Below are 15,931 nucleotides of genomic sequence, written 5' to 3'. Positions count from 1 at the left end.
CGTAAAGTCTGGTTTGTGTATTTATTGTTGTAGGACTGAAAGACTCCATTTAAAATATAGGAGAACGACAAAAGCGAGAAGATCAATGACATCAAACAAGTCGGTATTTTTACTTTTAACGAGTGTTGCTATGGAAGAAACAAAAAACAATATATAACAGGAATTTTTATCAATGCAAAAACTGGTAATACATAGTGTAAAACAAAGATAGATTTCACTTACTTTTAGGACACTACCAATTTGATTTGTTTCATGATGGACTGAATTTCAAAAGTTAATACGGAATCGCCTATATAAGCAATTTCGCAATGAATTATATGCGAATTAAGTTTTACCAAATAGAAATTAAAAATAAAATGATGTCATCTCAAAAGATATAATTATTTTTGCATTTTAGTACTATTGTTTCCCAACGTACAGCATAGAACAATATTTCATTGATATATATTGAGGTGTTGATAATTTAGAAAATAAACGTAATGAAGTAATAAAGAGAATTATGGCTATCAAGTTAAACAGAGGCGCAACCCATGCCAAGAAGGATATAAAAGAAGGTGATATTTTTTATGTCTACAATGATTATTACAAGAAATATTTTTTTGGCAAAATTCTTGTAGATATATCCGGGCGACTTACGAAGCACGTTGAAAAAAATAGTGTTCTTAACTTCTTCTCTGATTGTTATCTGGTTGCTGTATATAAAGAAATTTCCGATACACCAGAATTAAATAGTCGGGAATTTATTATCCCTGGTTGCTTCATCTACAAAACCAGCTTTAACCGTAGAAACAGAAACGGGTTTGATTGGGCGTATTATGCTTATGAAGCTGTAGATTACCATGCTTTAGAATTCCCGGAGTTTTTCCTTTGTAATGATGATGGGGTTTCGCTTGTACGTGGTGAACTCGAGTTTCGGACGGAATTGTCTCGCCAACAGGAAGAGGAATATAAAATTAGAGGAACGAAGTCGGGTAGTATAGATTATTCCAGTGCTTTGCTGTTGCAAGGATATAATGCCTATAACGATAGAATAAACTATCACGACCTTCGCCTGTTGCCTGATCTTCGAAAGCACATTTACGATATGATAGGCGAAGATTCTAGTATAACGTATTATGAATTGGCTTTGAAGTACGGCAAGGATACGGGGCGTTTCTATATAGATGCCTTGTCAGAAGAATCCCAACCAGTCAAGACTGTGGAAATAGACAAAAATACAGGATTTCCATTAGAATTGTTATGCGGAATTGCGTGGAGCTTCAGACAAAAGAGATATTCATCGTTGGCTTTATTTACAGATGCCTTACAAGCGTATAATGAAGAACTTTCAGGCAGATATATCCCTAATATTTGGACTGATGAGCTGAAGCTGATTGGTAGTCGTATCCTGGTGCAGTATGAGTATTGGGACGATGAACTAGAAGATTCAAGGGAAGAAAAGATGTTATTGCAAGCAGACAATGGCAGCTATTTTACAGCATCTGAACTTATTTACAAGATTCATAATCAACTCTGCGACAAGCTGACTAATGACGACAATGTTTTCTTTGAAGGACTACAGATGTTTGAAAGAGACGATGTCAATTATCCTGGAATCCCTTATTATTTTATACTTCAAGGCAGTTGAAGTTAATATTAAAAATTATGAATGAAATGTTAAAGAAGCTCTTTGGCGACAAGTTCTCCCGTGCGAATAATATAGCTAAGTCTGTACGTTCTTTGCAACGAGTGCCAGAAAAGGAGCGGCCGAGGATTGTTAAGAAGGCAGTTTTCAATATCTACGTGATAGGTTCTATTATTATCCTTATCTCTCTGTGGCTTTATTTTTTTGGAAATGAAGTAAGTTCTATACCGATAGGTAATCATCTTGAAGGTGAAACATTTAGGTCAAGGAAAGCTAATCTTTACTTACATCTTCTTGTGCCAGTATTCATTCCGTTGATTTTTATTTTCGGTATTCCTTTGCTCATTCGTAACTATATCATCAAGAAGATTGTTGACAAGGAGTTTCCAAAAGATAAGAAGTTACAGTAGATTTATATATTATTGCCGTGCAGTAAAACTTTTTGAGGACAATATCTGTTAGTAATTATTGGTGTCCGATAAAATTTTTTGTGCGTTCATATCTTTTTAACTCAGAATAATAAAAAAAGCAGGCTGATTGTTTTGCACATTCAGCCCTTCTTATTTTCTTTGTAATTTGCAAAATAAAACAATGAAATAAGATGAGCAAAAGTACAAATTTTATAGGGCAAATGCAAGAAAAAGGTTGATTTATGTAGATTGATGATAAGTAATTGAGAATGTGTGAGAAACACGGATTATTTCCGTGTACTGCTTTGGTGGTGAAAGTGCAGAAAATGTGGATTTATGCAGAAGATACGTTACCAAATCGTTAGCCAAATGTGCCTGGATAAAGCAAGGTAACGCTAAGTAGTTTGTACAGTGATGGAGATTTTTGCTGTTATGATGCTTATGCACTGAACCACAATATTTTGTATAACCGAAAACGCTTCAAAAATGGGTAACTTTGCCCACAAAAACAGAAGCGTATGCAAAAAGGAAAAATGAAGGTGCTGCTCTACCTCAAAAAGAGCAGTTTGGACAAGTCGGGGCATGCTCCGATTATGGGACGAATAACCTACAATCGCACGATGGCTCAATTCAGCAGTAAGCTGTCGTGCAATCCCAAGTTGTGGAATGTGCGTGAGAGCAGGCTGAACGGAAAGAGCCGTGAAGCAGTGGCAGCTAATGCGAAGTTGGAACAGTTGCTCCTCTCTGTACAGCGAGCATACCAAACGCTTTGCGAGCGAGGTATAGAGTTCGCGGCAAAAGATATCAAGGAGCAATTTCAAGGCTCAATGCAGAACCGTACTACGTTCTTACAACGCTACGACCAAATGGTGGAAGACGAGAAGCAATTGGTTGGAGTGGAGATTACGGAACGCTGGCACTCGATGTATTACATGCTCCGAAAGCACCTGCAAGTCTTTATTCTGGAACAATACCGCACCAACGACATCACCTTTGGACAACTAACCGATGATTTCTTGGAGGGCTTGCATCAATACAGCGTGGGAAAGCACGGTCATTCACAGAGTTATTACCGCAAGATGGCTTTGGCGGTCAAGAAAGTGTGCCGTTTGGCTTTTCGTGAAGGTGTTATAGATCGTCCTCTCTTTGGCCTTGTCAAGATAGACAGAGGAGAAAGTAAACTGCCCAGAGCCTTGGACAGGGCTTCTTTGGACAAGATAAGGCAAGCCAGATTAGAGGATGATGAAACAGAACTGACACTTGCTCGCAACCTTTTCTTATTCACTTGCTACACAGGCACAGCCTTTTGCGACATGATGAATCTGCGCAAGGAACATCTTGTGAAGGATGATGAAGGGGCTATGTGGCTAAAATTCAGAAGGCAAAAGACAAACACCCTTTGTCGGGTAAAACTTCTGCCTCAAGCCACGACTCTGCTTGATACATATCATTCGGATGAACGAGAAACACTTTTACCGAGTATCAGCTACGAGGCCTATCGTTTCCTATTGAAAGCCCTGCAACTGAGAGCTGGGATTGCCATTCCCTTGACCGCACATGTAGGACGGCACACCTTTGCGACATTGATAACCTTGGAGAATGGAGTACCTATTGAAACGGTGAGTAAAATGCTTGGTCATAGCAAGATTGAGACCACGGAGCGTTATGCCTATGTAACACCAAAGAAAGTATTCGAGGAGTTTAATCGCTTTCTCTCTTTCACCGCTGATTTAACCCTTAGCTTTTGAGATTATGCGCAGTACATTCAATATATTATTCTACATCAATCGCAGTAAATTGAGAACGGATGGCACAACGGCAATCCTTTGCCGTATTACGATAGACGGCTCAAAAGTCGTGATGTCCACAGGAGAAAGTATCTCTCCCAAAGATTGGAGCGTGAAGCGACAGGAAACAAATGATAAGAAACTGAACCAACGCTTGCAATCGTTTCGAGAGAAGATTGAGCAGGGGTATAATACGTTGCTCCTGCAATTCGGTGCGGTGAGTGCCGAGTTGCTTAAAAACCACTTGCAAAGTGTCGGCTCAAATCCTACCACATTGCTTGCTCTTAGCCGAGAGGAACTGTCAATCGTTCAATCCACAAGGGCTTCAGGTACTTACCAAAGCTGCCGTAGCTATCACAGGCAGTTGGAAAGTTTTGTGGAAAGTAAAGGCGTAGTGGATATTCCTCTGACAACTCTTACTATGGAGTTTTTCGATGATTATCGTATCCACTTCAAAAGAAAAGGCTATGCCTTGTCCTCAACAAAACAAAATCTCTTTTGGTTAAGTCGTTTGATGTATAGGGCTGTGAGTCAGCAAACCATTCGTTATAACCCTTTTGAGGAAGCCAAGTATGAGCGAGTGGAGCGAAAAATCCGCTGTTTGAGTAAGACGGATATAGCCCGTTTATTGGCTATACCCTTGCAAAATGAACAGGCGGAATTTGTGCGGAGGCTGTTTCTCTTCTCGGTATTTACAGGTCTGGCTTTTGCTGATGTTAGCAAGTTGCGGTACTGTGATATTCAGACGAACAATGCCGGAATACGCTATATCCGTCAGGACAGAAAAAAGACAGGTGTAGAGAGCATCACGCCACTGCACCCGATAGCCGAGCAGATACTCTCGCTCTACCCACTGAAAGACAAGACAGAGGATAACCCAATCTTTGCAACCTCGCAGAGCAGAATGCAGATAGGTATGCACCTCAAGGCTATTGGTCTGGCTTGTGGCATTCGCCAAAACCTTTCCTTTCATGTAGCACGCCATACATTCGGCACACTGACATTGGAAGCAGGTGTACCCATTGAGAGCATCGCTAAGATGATGGGGCATGCCTCCATTGCAAGTACACAAATTTACGCGCAAATCACGGATAGCAAGATTTCAAAGGATATGGATAGGCTGATAGAGAAAAGTGGAAAATATTAGCGAATCATTGATGTCAGATAAGAAATAAAATAGCAAAATAGAGTCTTATATCGTTATAGAGCGAGTGAAAAGGAACGTTTTCCTCTCTCCATAAATAACGGTATATATCACAAGTTGTCTAATATGTGCAGTCCATAAAAAATCAAAGTTAGATTTTAATTTCTGCACATTATACTATTTTAGTTTCACTTTGTCGTATTCACTACTCACATAATCAAAGAAGGACGAAAGCAAATATAAAGTTATCCAAAGGAAGTCCAAGAGGAAATATATAGAAACTCCTCGATATGTTGATTTTATAATAAAAGAAGAAGTTTCCCATATTGTTTTCCATGTATCTACATATTTTATCGAAATCCTCTCTTTAATGTATAGATATACTTCATGGAACGGGATACTAAGCAATGATGCAGAAAGAAGCAAAATACATAGTAAAGCTAACACTATAATATAAAATGAAAGAGTAGTTGCCTTTTTATAATAGTTCTTCAATCTCACTCCTATCGGCATTAATTGAGCATTGACCTTCATTTTATATGGACTAAAATCAGTCTTTTGGAATTTGTCAATTAACATTAGAATAAATGAGAAGAATAAACCTACAAAAAGTGATAGAGCAGATACAACATATCCAGCAAACTCCCTACTAAATCCACCTACTGTTGTAATTGCTGTCACGACAGAAATCATTAATATATACCATTGGATTTTGGTGAGATAACATCGAGGTTTATTCTTTTTTATGCTTAATTCAGAACTATTAATACCTGCGTATTGGTAATAATGCGCATCACGAATTAACGCTTTGAATGCTTCTTTAAAATTCATGAATCTCCTGGTTTATATTCCTCTCTGTTTTAATTTCAGTTAAAAGATTGTGGCAATACTTCTGTATCGCCACAAAATCAGGAAGACCTGTTTGTTCGTCAGAAGTAATACCTTCATCTGAAAGATAAATAGTTGGTCTTATACTTTGAATATCCTTTGCAATATCATAATTGGCATTCCTGCCCTGTTCATCTGCAGTATATATGCGCCCCTTACCTTCACCAAGAGGTTGATTTTCTAGTGTCATTTCAGAGACAGCCTGCATAATTTTCCTTGTGCCGTCAGAGTTAATAGGAAGCTTTTGACTTACTGGCCTAACACGCACCTCTACCTCGAACTCTTGTGCTGCTTCAGTTACATTAGTGCAAAGACTTTCTGTTAGCGGTAATGGTGCTGTAAAACTAAACATTCTTATAGCTGCGGATTTTTCATATTTTTCTTTGAGTCGCTTTGGTACAAATGGCTCTATATCTACATTGAAAAAGTTGTCACATCCACTAAACAATTCTTTAATAAACTCATTAACAGAACCCTGGATGCTTTCTTCTGTATAGGATTGACATAGTAATACTGCATATTTGTCATTTAAGACAGGATTCAGAAGAATATAGTATTTATCCAAAACTGCGTAATTTGGTTTTATTTCAGCCTTCTCTTCTGCTTTTTCTGTATCTTGATACTCTCTTAAGATACCATACTTGCCACCCTCTATAACTCCATCTAACATCCATTTGTCTGAATTGAGTGTCATCGGTAGCATTTTACTATCGTCAATGCCTATTACTTTTTTACTTTTGTCGTCCTTGTGAAATTTGTCTTGTCCCACACCATTAACAAATGAACTAAAAAGATATTTCATGAGACTATTATCTGATAAATCAGACTGATTGGAATATTTTTCCTTTAAGAAATCTCTAAAGGTTTTGTTTTCATCTTGTTTTTTAGGATTAAGACCTATTATATAAACATTGAGTTTCGGATTATGAGCCATAATATATGATATTTATAATATACTTTCCATTTTTTTAATTGCCTCCTGCTCTTTGAGATAGGCTTGGTAGCGGAGTTCATTAGCTTGAAGTACAAGGTCATTGATGCGTTGTTGTATTGCTTCGTCTTGAAGCAATGGAATAGGGACTTCAGCAAGTTGCTTATCATCTATTTCGTCAACAACAGCTCCATAAGTGTGCCGAACAATTAAAGGTAAAGCATAGTCTGTAGACAACCAAGCATAGATATAGCCTGCTATGTCTTTATTTCGAGGTGATAATCTTAAACAATGTTCGTTTGCAACCCAGCCTGTCCAATGTTTAGGAACGATCATAATTTTTCCAATAGTACCACTTCTAGTTATCAGACACATGTTCTCTTCCAATGAAAGCTCTTTCTCGATTCTATCGGCATGCTTGCCGAAGGAAAGATACTTTTCTCCAGAAGGATTAAGTTGCAACAGCTGTTTGCCACCAAAGAAAGGTACTCCTTTCCCTTTCTCTACATAGATGCGTTTGAAACGACCTGGAAGAATAATATCTTTGGATATACGCGGGTCTCCAAGCGTAGTTACTTCCTTGGCATACTTCGAGATAAGGTTAATTATCTCGTCTACTTCGGGCAAGTGATAAGAGGCATCAAGGCGATTATTGAGTTTAGAAAGAGGTACAACATAATTACGGAAGCCTGCTTCTGGAGCGTAGTACTTGGAGGTGAGATTGGGTCTTTGAGGTATTTGTAGTGCATCGTAAAGCAACTGCTGTGCTTCATCAATAAGTGCGTTCGACTGGTCACACAAATCGTAAGATTCCACAATGGCTTCATGAATCAGTCTTTTTATCTCTTCTGGTGCATTGGGAATGGGAATATTACAGAGGTGTTCAGGCTCAATTTCATCAACAACTGCGCCATAAGTAAACGAACGAACTATCGCTTTTCCTATTTCTGTAGCAAAGAAAGCGTAAATATAGCCAGCATTTTCAGCAGATATCCGAATAGCATGTTCGCTGATGCAACATTTTCTGAGCGTATTGTTAACATAGGTAATATTTCCTATAGTACCAGAACGAGATAATAAAATTTGTCCATCTTTTACTCCATATCGTTTGGTGTACTTCTTATCTACAAATTTTTGAGGGATAGGTCTAATTTCAAGCATCTCAGAGCTACCCAAAAAAGGAACTCCTTTGGATAAGTAATTCCTTTTAGCTCTTGGTCCATAATATGCATCTTTCACTAATCCGTTCTTTCCCCACAGATACACCCAACCATAAAGATTTTGATATACCTTGTTAAGTGCTTTGATTGCTTCTATGTCGTAGGCAGAAGCATCAAGTCGTACCCCGTTTCTTTGCATTTGCGATAAAGAAATGGTACAAAATCTTAACGGAGAAGGTAACAAAAGAGAGTCTATCTGTCGCTTGAATTCTGACTGCTCGATAATAGGTTTTGCTGTGCTTACCATGTTATGCCATTTTCACGTTTCCACTTATTGAACACATCAGCCACCAGTATGGTCTGGTCGTTGACAATCTTCTCTTCAAAAGTCTCTTGGCGATAGCTCACATTACCCTCGCTATCTACCTCTCGCACTTGGGTTTCCTCGTGATGCAATATAAGATTACCTTCTTCATCTCGCTTATATATAGTATTGCCACGTTTATCGTGTCCGATGTGGTCTATCATAGTCATAAATATATTGTAGTCAGGAATGGTACCTAACTTTTCTTCTTCGGCTATTTCTACATCACTCTTTTTAACTACAAAAAGAATAGAACATTGAGTTCCATTGTGAGGTTGGAAGGTGTCAGCATGAAGGTCTATGCTGGCTATGATATGTGTTTTGCGCATAAGCCATACACGAATAAACTCTAAACCAGGAGAACTAAAAATGCTATCAGGCAATACAATGGCTGCACGTCCTCCAGACTTGAGTAACTGAATGATACGTTCAATGAATATTTGCTCAGGAGGTACACTTCCTCGTAAGTTGGTTTCATTCATTTCCCATTTTCCCAACACCTTTGTCCAAGTATGTGCAAGTTCAAATTGCTCAAGTATAGACTGATCATTAATAGGAATTTTTGAGCCAAAAGGAGGGTTGGTTACAATCACATCAAACAGCCCTATTGTCTTATGATTGAGAATGGATCCTTGAGGCAAATCCATTTTTTGTTCCAGCATTGACTTTTTCCCTTGCTCCCATAATTGCGGAGGTAGTAAAGTGTTGAGCTGTATGATGTTCCCACTACCATCATTGTTCATTACCATATTCATCTTTGTAGCTTTGACAAGGTCGGGGTTGATGTCAAAGCCAAAGAAGTTTTCAGCTGCTATACGAGATATTTCCTCATTAAAAGCATTGCGGATGGCAGGAGTCCAATCTTCCATATTTTCTCCATATTCCTTTTGCATCTTAGCCTTAATGGTTGCGATTACTGCATTCATAGCCGTAACTACAAAGCCACCTGTGCCACAGCTACTATCCAAGACTTTCTCTCCCTCTTTGGGATTGATCATAGATACTGCCATTTGCATTACATTACGTGGAGTAAAGAATTCACCACGATCACCACGTAGATTTGAACCCACAATTTCTTCGTAAGCCTTACCTTTAAAATCGATACGAGTATCAAGTAGTGAATATTTTTGGAGTTCACCCACTATTTGAGTAACTGTGCGTGGCTCAAGTTTTATAAGATCATTTGCCTCAAATATCTTACCATTACGCTTCTTTACTTCCTCAAATATTTGTGCTATACGTTTATACACAGAGGCTTGTCCATCTGGATAGTTTCGTTCGCTTGATGTCGTATAAAATTCGATAGGTTTGGTTACATTTCGTTCATCAGTAATCTTACAGAAGATGATCTTGAGGAACTCAAAGAATGCTGCTTGCTTAGAATGTCCTTCGTTAACAGAAATAATATCGTGACAAGTACGGAACGTGAAAAGTAAGTTGTCATCCGTAGCTTTAGAGAGTTTCTTGCGTTGTGGTCTCTCATTTTCATTATTACTACCATCTGCCGAAGGTATGTCATTACATTCCTCATAATGGATTATACCATCAGGAGCGATAATCTTCTTATATACGGTTTTATGTTTGCCATTTGTCCACATCCCCCATAGGCAATTGGCACAAGAAGCCATATAGGTTTTTAATTGAGCTACCCCTTCTCCCTTATCAGTAGGTCTGACAGATTCTTTTTTACACTCAATAATGAGTCCTATATGTTGTTGATCTTTTCGTTCCTCCTTAGTTGCATTTTCTGGAAATACCACAATATCTGCACGTTTCTTCCCATTTCCCATTTTAATAGGAAACTCTACGGCAATTTGCTCCTTTGAATATTTATGCTCAATAACCAAACGCTTCTCTACAGTTTGACGTACATATTCTTCGGGAGTCTCTTTTCTTATTGTGCCATCAATATAATCTCTTACTTTCCCTTCTGGGATTATTTGAATAATTGTATCTGTCATAATTTATACTATTAAATCTTTTGGTGATACCTCGAGCAAGTCTGCCACTTTGAAGATGGTGGCGAGATTAGGTTGTTTGCGGTTGCAAACATAGGCATTAGTCATGCTGAAACTCATACCAAGTTGCTTGGCGAGCCACGTTTGAGTGCGACCTTTTTCTTTTAGCTTGTCTTTGATAAGATTGCTATGCTCGATGTTCTGTGCCATAAGATTGTGCGTTTGTCAATTTATCTGTGCAAATATATGAACTTATACTGAACAAAACGAAGAAAAAGGCAGCTTTAACACAATGAATACGATATTATTACTTTGAGGTGGGGGTATGGTGGTACTAATCATATCAAAATGAGAAAAATACCTATCATTGTTGTATAAAGTAGTTTCCCAATACTTGCTCCTGATATACAACAAAAACTCTCAGAACAGATGTCTAAGAGCTTTGAGTTGTGTAAAGAAGTCAAGGCTTTGCTTGATAAAGCGAAGATTATGATAGCACATGTTATAGCGAACTTCGCTTGACATAATTCTCTTGTAGTATCTTATTGAGATCGGAGAGTCTATAGAGGATCTTGCCAGCAATTTGGGTGTAGGGGAAAATGCCTTTGTCCCGATAGTCCTGCAAGGTGCGTGGAGAAAGAAAGAGTCTTTCGCAGACTTCTCGCCCTGTGAGGTAGAGTTCGCCCTCAAATAGTGGGCGGTGTGTCTGTGCTGTTGCTCGCACACGCTTTGTGAGGTTTCTGATACCCAAGATGAGTTGCTTCATCTCGGGTGTTTCTCTGCTGATGGTTTCGTATTCCATAGTTCGTTCTATTTCTGAGGGTCAGACTTAGCGAGTAGTGCTTCCACATCCTCACGTTTATAGTAGCATTTATGCCCGATTTGAATAAAGGGCAACACCGATGTATCTCGGTAATGTTGCAGTGTCCGCTTGCTGATGTTCAGTATTCGGCACACGTCCCCATTGTGCAATAGGTCGGGCAGCTCGGCAGGTGGAGCGAAGTGCTCGTTGAAGCAGTCGGTAAGTTCCACGATGCTCTTTTTCAGTTCCTCCCAAGCGGAGGTGTCAATGGCTGTAAATCTCATTTTCGTTGTTGTTTTATTTGCGTGATTATTGATTTCTGACGCAAAAGTAAGCAGTGGATTTCGATTTCCGAAGAGGTCGGGATAAGCAGGGAAGAAGAGGGAAACGGCAGGAAGTCCACGCATCATATCTCCCCTGTTTTTCCCTTTTCAAATCCTCCTGCATCGCTCTAAAAGTCATTTGTTCCTTACGAAAAGTACAAAACTCTGCGAACCGTTGCAGACCTCACACTTTCTCACCGTACTATCCGCACACTTATTTTGCCCCTTTTCCTCCATTGTTGGGTGAAAAGGGGCTTTCTCGTTGTGTCGTAGCAAAGAAAAGTGATGTACTTTGATGCAAGAACACCGCCACCTTTGGCTCTGCGAAAAAGGCTGCCTAACTTGGCTTTGGTAATCGAGAACTTGCCAAATATCAAAACCAAGTAATAGAAAGCAATCCGCACAATGAAAAGAGAAAACTGCGACCACACCTCAAAGAACATCCAAATAGAGGAGTTTCTTTCGGAGCGATATGAGTTCCGTTACAATACCGTCTTAAATCGAGCCGAGTATTGCCAAAGAGGAACGGGGAACTATGTGGCAATAGACCGCTACTGCATCAATACGCTCAAACGAGCCTTGAATAAGGAAGCAGATGTACAGACCTCGTCCGAAAACCTATACAGCATCATAGAGAGCGACTTCTCCCCACAGGTCAATCCTGTACAAGCCTATTTTCATAGTTTGCCAGCAGTGAAACAAGGAGCAGTAACCGCCCTTGCCGACTGTGTGAGCGTAGCCAATCCCGAGAAATGGAGGGAATACCTTACCAAATGGTTGGTGGCAGTAGTCGCCAATGCGATGGATGACAAGCAGTGTTGTAACCATACTTGCCTTGTATTGACGGGTGAACAGGGAAAATTCAAGACCACATTCCTTGACCTTCTCTGTCCACCAGCTCTATCCGACTACCGCTATACAGGAAAGATATACCCACAGGAGAAAGATGTATTGAGTCTTATCGGTCAAAATCTCATCATCAACATCGACGACCAACTCAAAGCCCTCAACAAGCGAGACGAGAACGAGCTGAAGAACCTGATAACCTGCCCGCAGGTGAAGTACCGTATGCCTTACGAGAAGCATATCGTGGAACGACCGCACTTGGCAAGTTTCGTGGCATCGGTCAATGGAAACGACTTTCTCACCGACCCGACAGGAAACCGACGTTTCTTGCCTTTTGAAGTATTGGCGATAGATATAGACCGAGCCAAGGCAATCCCGATAGATGCCGTGTATAGTGAAGCCAAAGCTCTACTAAAAAGCGGATTTCGCTATTGGTTCAATGATGAGGAGATAATCGAACTGCACCATAATAGCGAAGCCTTTCAAGTCTATACGGCTGAAATGGAACTATTGCTCCGCTATTTCACCTTTCCAACGGAAGCAGAGAAAGCCACCAAGCGTTTTTATATGACCAATTCGGAGATAGTTGGCTACCTCTCCATCTACACCCGACAGCAGCTCTCTCCCAAACGGATGGGTGAAGCCCTGCGAAAGGCAGGCTATACGAGAGAGTGTCGCAGGGTAAACGGCAATCCTGTATATGTGTATGCCGTTCGCAAGATTCATCCCGAGCAACCGCCATAGCACTCTCTTACTATCTCCCTTCACTATACTCCTTTTTCTTTTCTATTCTCCTTACTACATTACTACAACTAAGGATAATACAGTGAAAGAGAAAGGATTGCAGGAGGTGTCCATCTTGCGACACAGCTTACTACTATCTTGCTACGCTTCTACAGCTGAAAGAATGGCTATACGGTGTAGAAGGAATAAGTAGAAAGATAAAATGGAGGGAAGTGTTACACTTCTCTCTTTCACTGTCAATCACTTATCCGAGTGTCGAAGGGTAGTAAGATAAAAAGAGGAAAACTCTAAAAAGAGAAAACAGAACAAACAATGAAATAACGAACAATGAATATGAATAACCCAAACCCAACAATAACAGCAATGAAGAACGAATATTACGACTTACAAAGTATTAAGGGAATATCCATAGCGGATTACCTTCATGCTCGGGGCATACAGCCCGTCAAGCAATACGGAAGTTATGCCCTTTACAATGCACCCTATCGGGAAGACTATAACGCCAGCTTGAAAGTGGACTTTGCACGGAATCTCTGGTATGATTTCGGCTTGGGCAAAGGTGGCAGCATCATAGACCTTGTGATGTTGTTGCAAAGGTGCAATGCTCACGAAGCAATGAACCATTTGTCAGAGAACGCTCTTTCCTTTCATCGTGCAACTCCTTCAAAGGAAGAAATATCAAAACAATCCCCAAGCACAAGGCGCATTCTAGGCATCAGTGAGGAACTGCCCCCATACCTGCAACACTATTTGCAGGAGGAGCGCAAGATAGACTTTTCGCTTGCCAAGCCCTATCTGCGTTCCGTGTGCTATGAGATGGACGGAAGAATTTACACCGCCATAGGATTTCCAAATCGGACAGGAGGATATGAACTCAGGGACAACGGTCATTTCAAAGGGACAATCGCTCCGAAAGATATTTCCGTTATCGGTAGTGTAGATGGGACAAAAGACATCACACACAACATTTTTGAGGGCTTTGTCGATTTCCTGTCCTTTCTCACGATGAAAGGAAAAGACACCACCTCGCCCTCCATCGTGCTGAACTCCGTAAGCAATATCCACAGAGCTGTTGCATATCTCCGTGAGCAGCGTATTGTCTGTGTCCATGCGTTTCTTGACAACGATGAAGCAGGACGGAAAGCCTTGCAAGCTCTTCTATCGGCAGGAATGAACGTAGAGGATATGAGCCGACATTACGATGGATATAAAGACCTGAACGAGTACCACATTTCTCGCCAGAAAGTGATAGAACAGAAACAGAATAAACCGCAATCGGTCGTCAAACGTGGATTTCGCAGATAAGGCAATAGAACGCAATTAAAACCAAGTATTAACCGAGTATCCTTAGGGACTAAAAGAGAACAAGAGGCAGACAGATAGCTTTGTTTCAAGAGCAATGGCAGTTTTCCCAACTGCAAGTTTCCTAAAAAGAAACTTAGCAACAAAGCTTCTGTGCATTCAGAGAATGCAAACACCTCAAAGGGGAGTTTCGGATTGGGCGGAGCGGCATTTAGAAGAAATGCCATAGCTCATTAGGGCATTTTCTTCACGCTCCACTCTGTTACCGCTAAAAAAGCCCTTCTGAGCCAAGGGACTCCGTCCCTTTGGATACCCCTTAAAACGATATTCAACTTATGGGCTACGCAGTATTACATATAGACAAAGCTCGTGGCAACGACTCGGCAATGACCGCACACATCGAGCGTACATTCGTGCCAAGTAATGTCGATGCAACTCGCACACACCTCAACCGTGAATTGGTGCAATTTCCAGCAAATGTCACCAACCGCACGGAAGCCATAGAACACCGCATCGCCACAGCAAACATCTACCGTAAGGTGGCAGACAACCAAGTCAAGGCACTTCGCTTTATCCTCTCAGGGTCGCACGAGGATATGCTCAAACTTGAAAGCGATGGTCGCTTAGGAGAATGGTGCGACAGCACGATGCAGTGGCTTTACACCACCTTTGGAAAGGAAAATGTAGTGGCAGCCACACTACACGCAGACGAGGAAACTCCGCATATTCACGCAACGGTAGTCCCCATCGTACAAGGGGAAAGACGGAAAGCCAAGACAGACGCTGAGAATGGCAAGCGAAAGTACAAGACAAAGAAAGGCAAGGTACGACTTTGTGCAGATGATGTGCTTACTCCTAAGAAATTAGAGGAGTACCAAACCACATACGCAGAACAGATGAAAGCTTTCGGGCTGGAAAGAGGGGTGTACGGTTCGGAAGCAAAGCACCGCACCAATATGGAGTATTACAAGGAACTGCTCAAAGAGACGAAACAGAAACAACTTGAGGAGGAAGAGTTAATCAAGAAAATCAAGGAGTTGGAGAAGCAGGCAGGGAAACTTCGTGTAAAGGGGACACTCTACTCGCTTTTTGGGAATACGGAACTTGACAAGGCAGAAAAACGCGTCGGAGAGTTGGAAAGGGAGATGGAGCAACAGAGGTTTCTTTCTGAAAAGGAGAATGCCGAAATCCGTAAGGAGGTTATACTCCTGCAAGATACCGTCAAAGCCAAAGACAAGATCATAGCTGAACAGCAAAAGGAAATCAAGGTGTATGAGGAAGAGCGAGGTTTTATCAAGCGATTCTTTCATAGCTTCTATCTCTTGCTTAATATTCGTTTGATGCTCCGCAAGATGGGGTTTGATGATGATACAGTAGTGAAGATGCACCAAAAGCAGGTGACAGTACGTGGTACGGCTACGGCATATTCAGGAATGTACAAACGCAACTTCACGGAGGAGAATGCAGAACTCCGTATCACGACTAACGAGAAGCGTCAGCCAATTCTTACTATCAACGGACTGTTCGTTTCCGATTGGTGCGAGCAGAAATGGCAACAATTCATTCATCGTAACCGTTCACAACGACTGTAATCGCCTTTTTCTTTCACTGACAAGAAGAAAAACACGAAAAAACGCTCACTTCTGCT

General features: G+C 40.7%; 14 protein-coding genes. 7 read left to right on the top strand and 7 right to left on the bottom strand.

Annotated elements, in window-relative coordinates; all coding sequences use genetic code 11:
- Positions 1-499: 499 nt before the first annotated feature.
- From HMPREF9144_RS12355 to HMPREF9144_RS12340, 4 genes are all read left to right on the top strand, one after another.
- Positions 500-1,627, top strand: coding sequence for a hypothetical protein (locus tag HMPREF9144_RS12355; RefSeq protein WP_006046476.1), 1,128 nt, complete (start codon positions 500-502; stop codon positions 1,625-1,627).
- A 17-nt stretch (positions 1,628-1,644) separates the two neighbouring features.
- A complete protein-coding gene (locus HMPREF9144_RS12350) occupies positions 1,645-2,034 on the top strand; it encodes a hypothetical protein (protein WP_006046475.1) in 390 nt (129 codons plus the stop codon).
- Between the two features lie 518 nt (positions 2,035-2,552).
- Positions 2,553-3,782, top strand: coding sequence for a site-specific integrase (locus tag HMPREF9144_RS12345; RefSeq protein WP_006046474.1), 1,230 nt, complete (start codon positions 2,553-2,555; stop codon positions 3,780-3,782).
- Between the two features lie 4 nt (positions 3,783-3,786).
- Positions 3,787-4,968 carry a site-specific integrase gene (locus tag HMPREF9144_RS12340; RefSeq protein WP_006046473.1) on the top strand — a complete coding sequence of 394 codons (1,182 nt, stop codon included), beginning with the start codon at positions 3,787-3,789 and terminating at the stop codon, positions 4,966-4,968.
- 174 nt (positions 4,969-5,142) lie between these two features.
- On the opposite strand, the gene HMPREF9144_RS12335 is transcribed toward HMPREF9144_RS12340, so the two are convergent.
- The 7 genes from HMPREF9144_RS12335 to HMPREF9144_RS12305 form a co-directional block, all read right to left on the bottom strand.
- Positions 5,143-5,796, bottom strand: coding sequence for a hypothetical protein (locus HMPREF9144_RS12335; protein WP_006046472.1), 654 nt, complete (start codon positions 5,794-5,796; stop codon positions 5,143-5,145).
- Positions 5,786-6,787 (bottom strand): hypothetical protein, encoded by a 1,002-nt coding sequence (locus HMPREF9144_RS12330; protein WP_006046471.1) that lies wholly within the window; start codon positions 6,785-6,787, stop codon positions 5,786-5,788. Before HMPREF9144_RS12330 ends, HMPREF9144_RS12335 begins: the two co-directional genes overlap by 11 nt.
- A 12-nt stretch (positions 6,788-6,799) precedes the next feature.
- A complete protein-coding gene (locus tag HMPREF9144_RS12325; RefSeq protein ID WP_249031133.1) occupies positions 6,800-8,143 on the bottom strand; it encodes a restriction endonuclease subunit S in 1,344 nt (447 codons plus the stop codon).
- Between the two features lie 101 nt (positions 8,144-8,244).
- Positions 8,245-10,269 carry a type I restriction-modification system subunit M gene (locus tag HMPREF9144_RS12320; RefSeq protein WP_006046469.1) on the bottom strand — a complete coding sequence of 675 codons (2,025 nt, stop codon included), beginning with the start codon at positions 10,267-10,269 and terminating at the stop codon, positions 8,245-8,247.
- 3 nt (positions 10,270-10,272) lie between these two features.
- The gene (locus HMPREF9144_RS12315) at positions 10,273-10,476 is read right to left on the bottom strand and encodes a helix-turn-helix domain-containing protein (protein WP_006046468.1); all 204 of its coding nucleotides are present in this window, start codon (positions 10,474-10,476) and stop codon (positions 10,273-10,275) included.
- Between the two features lie 292 nt (positions 10,477-10,768).
- Entirely contained in the window at positions 10,769-11,068 is a 300-nt protein-coding gene (locus HMPREF9144_RS12310; RefSeq protein WP_006046467.1) for a helix-turn-helix domain-containing protein, read from the bottom strand.
- 8 nt (positions 11,069-11,076) lie between these two features.
- Positions 11,077-11,352 carry a helix-turn-helix domain-containing protein gene (locus tag HMPREF9144_RS12305; RefSeq protein ID WP_040595934.1) on the bottom strand — a complete coding sequence of 92 codons (276 nt, stop codon included), beginning with the start codon at positions 11,350-11,352 and terminating at the stop codon, positions 11,077-11,079.
- Positions 11,353-11,796: 444 nt separating this feature from the next.
- Here HMPREF9144_RS12305 and HMPREF9144_RS12300 point away from each other — a divergent pair, with 444 nt between their 5' ends.
- The 3 genes from HMPREF9144_RS12300 to mobV all read left to right on the top strand — a co-directional run bounded on the left by HMPREF9144_RS12300 (position 11,797) and on the right by mobV (position 15,875).
- Positions 11,797-12,981 (top strand): VapE domain-containing protein, encoded by a 1,185-nt coding sequence (locus HMPREF9144_RS12300; protein ID WP_006046465.1) that lies wholly within the window; start codon positions 11,797-11,799, stop codon positions 12,979-12,981.
- Between the two features lie 363 nt (positions 12,982-13,344).
- Positions 13,345-14,286: a DUF8464 domain-containing protein gene (locus tag HMPREF9144_RS12295; RefSeq protein ID WP_040595823.1), complete on the top strand. Its 942-nt coding sequence runs from the start codon at positions 13,345-13,347 to the stop codon at positions 14,284-14,286.
- 332 nt (positions 14,287-14,618) lie between these two features.
- Positions 14,619-15,875 carry a MobV family relaxase gene (mobV, locus tag HMPREF9144_RS12290; protein ID WP_006046463.1) on the top strand — a complete coding sequence of 419 codons (1,257 nt, stop codon included), beginning with the start codon at positions 14,619-14,621 and terminating at the stop codon, positions 15,873-15,875.
- The last annotated feature ends 56 nt before the right edge of the window (positions 15,876-15,931 follow it).

This window comes from Prevotella pallens ATCC 700821 (assembly GCF_000220255.1).
GTDB lineage: Bacteria > Bacteroidota > Bacteroidia > Bacteroidales > Bacteroidaceae > Prevotella > Prevotella pallens.
The sequence above is the reverse complement of the archived record's forward strand: the minus strand, read 5'-3'. Positions and strand labels throughout refer to the sequence as shown.

What these genes read in the sequence shown, in the direction of transcription:
- HMPREF9144_RS12330 (WP_006046471.1), bottom strand. Translation starts at nt 6,787, where the DNA reads ATGGCTCATAATCCGAAACTCAATGTTTATATAATAGGTCTTAATCCT.
- HMPREF9144_RS12350 (WP_006046475.1), top strand. Translation starts at nt 1,645, where the DNA reads ATGAATGAAATGTTAAAGAAGCTCTTTGGCGACAAGTTCTCCCGTGCG.
- HMPREF9144_RS12310 (WP_006046467.1), bottom strand. Translation starts at nt 11,068, where the DNA reads ATGGAATACGAAACCATCAGCAGAGAAACACCCGAGATGAAGCAACTC.
- HMPREF9144_RS12315 (WP_006046468.1), bottom strand. Translation starts at nt 10,476, where the DNA reads ATGGCACAGAACATCGAGCATAGCAATCTTATCAAAGACAAGCTAAAA.
- HMPREF9144_RS12320 (WP_006046469.1), bottom strand. Translation starts at nt 10,269, where the DNA reads ATGACAGATACAATTATTCAAATAATCCCAGAAGGGAAAGTAAGAGAT.
- HMPREF9144_RS12325 (WP_249031133.1), bottom strand. Translation starts at nt 8,143, where the DNA reads ATGCAAAGAAACGGGGTACGACTTGATGCTTCTGCCTACGACATAGAA.
- HMPREF9144_RS12355 (WP_006046476.1), top strand. Translation starts at nt 500, where the DNA reads ATGGCTATCAAGTTAAACAGAGGCGCAACCCATGCCAAGAAGGATATA.
- HMPREF9144_RS12300 (WP_006046465.1), top strand. Translation starts at nt 11,797, where the DNA reads ATGAAAAGAGAAAACTGCGACCACACCTCAAAGAACATCCAAATAGAG.
- HMPREF9144_RS12345 (WP_006046474.1), top strand. Translation starts at nt 2,553, where the DNA reads ATGCAAAAAGGAAAAATGAAGGTGCTGCTCTACCTCAAAAAGAGCAGT.
- HMPREF9144_RS12295 (WP_040595823.1), top strand. Translation starts at nt 13,345, where the DNA reads ATGAAGAACGAATATTACGACTTACAAAGTATTAAGGGAATATCCATA.
- HMPREF9144_RS12340 (WP_006046473.1), top strand. Translation starts at nt 3,787, where the DNA reads ATGCGCAGTACATTCAATATATTATTCTACATCAATCGCAGTAAATTG.
- mobV (WP_006046463.1), top strand. Translation starts at nt 14,619, where the DNA reads ATGGGCTACGCAGTATTACATATAGACAAAGCTCGTGGCAACGACTCG.
- HMPREF9144_RS12305 (WP_040595934.1), bottom strand. Translation starts at nt 11,352, where the DNA reads ATGAGATTTACAGCCATTGACACCTCCGCTTGGGAGGAACTGAAAAAG.
- HMPREF9144_RS12335 (WP_006046472.1), bottom strand. Translation starts at nt 5,796, where the DNA reads ATGAATTTTAAAGAAGCATTCAAAGCGTTAATTCGTGATGCGCATTAT.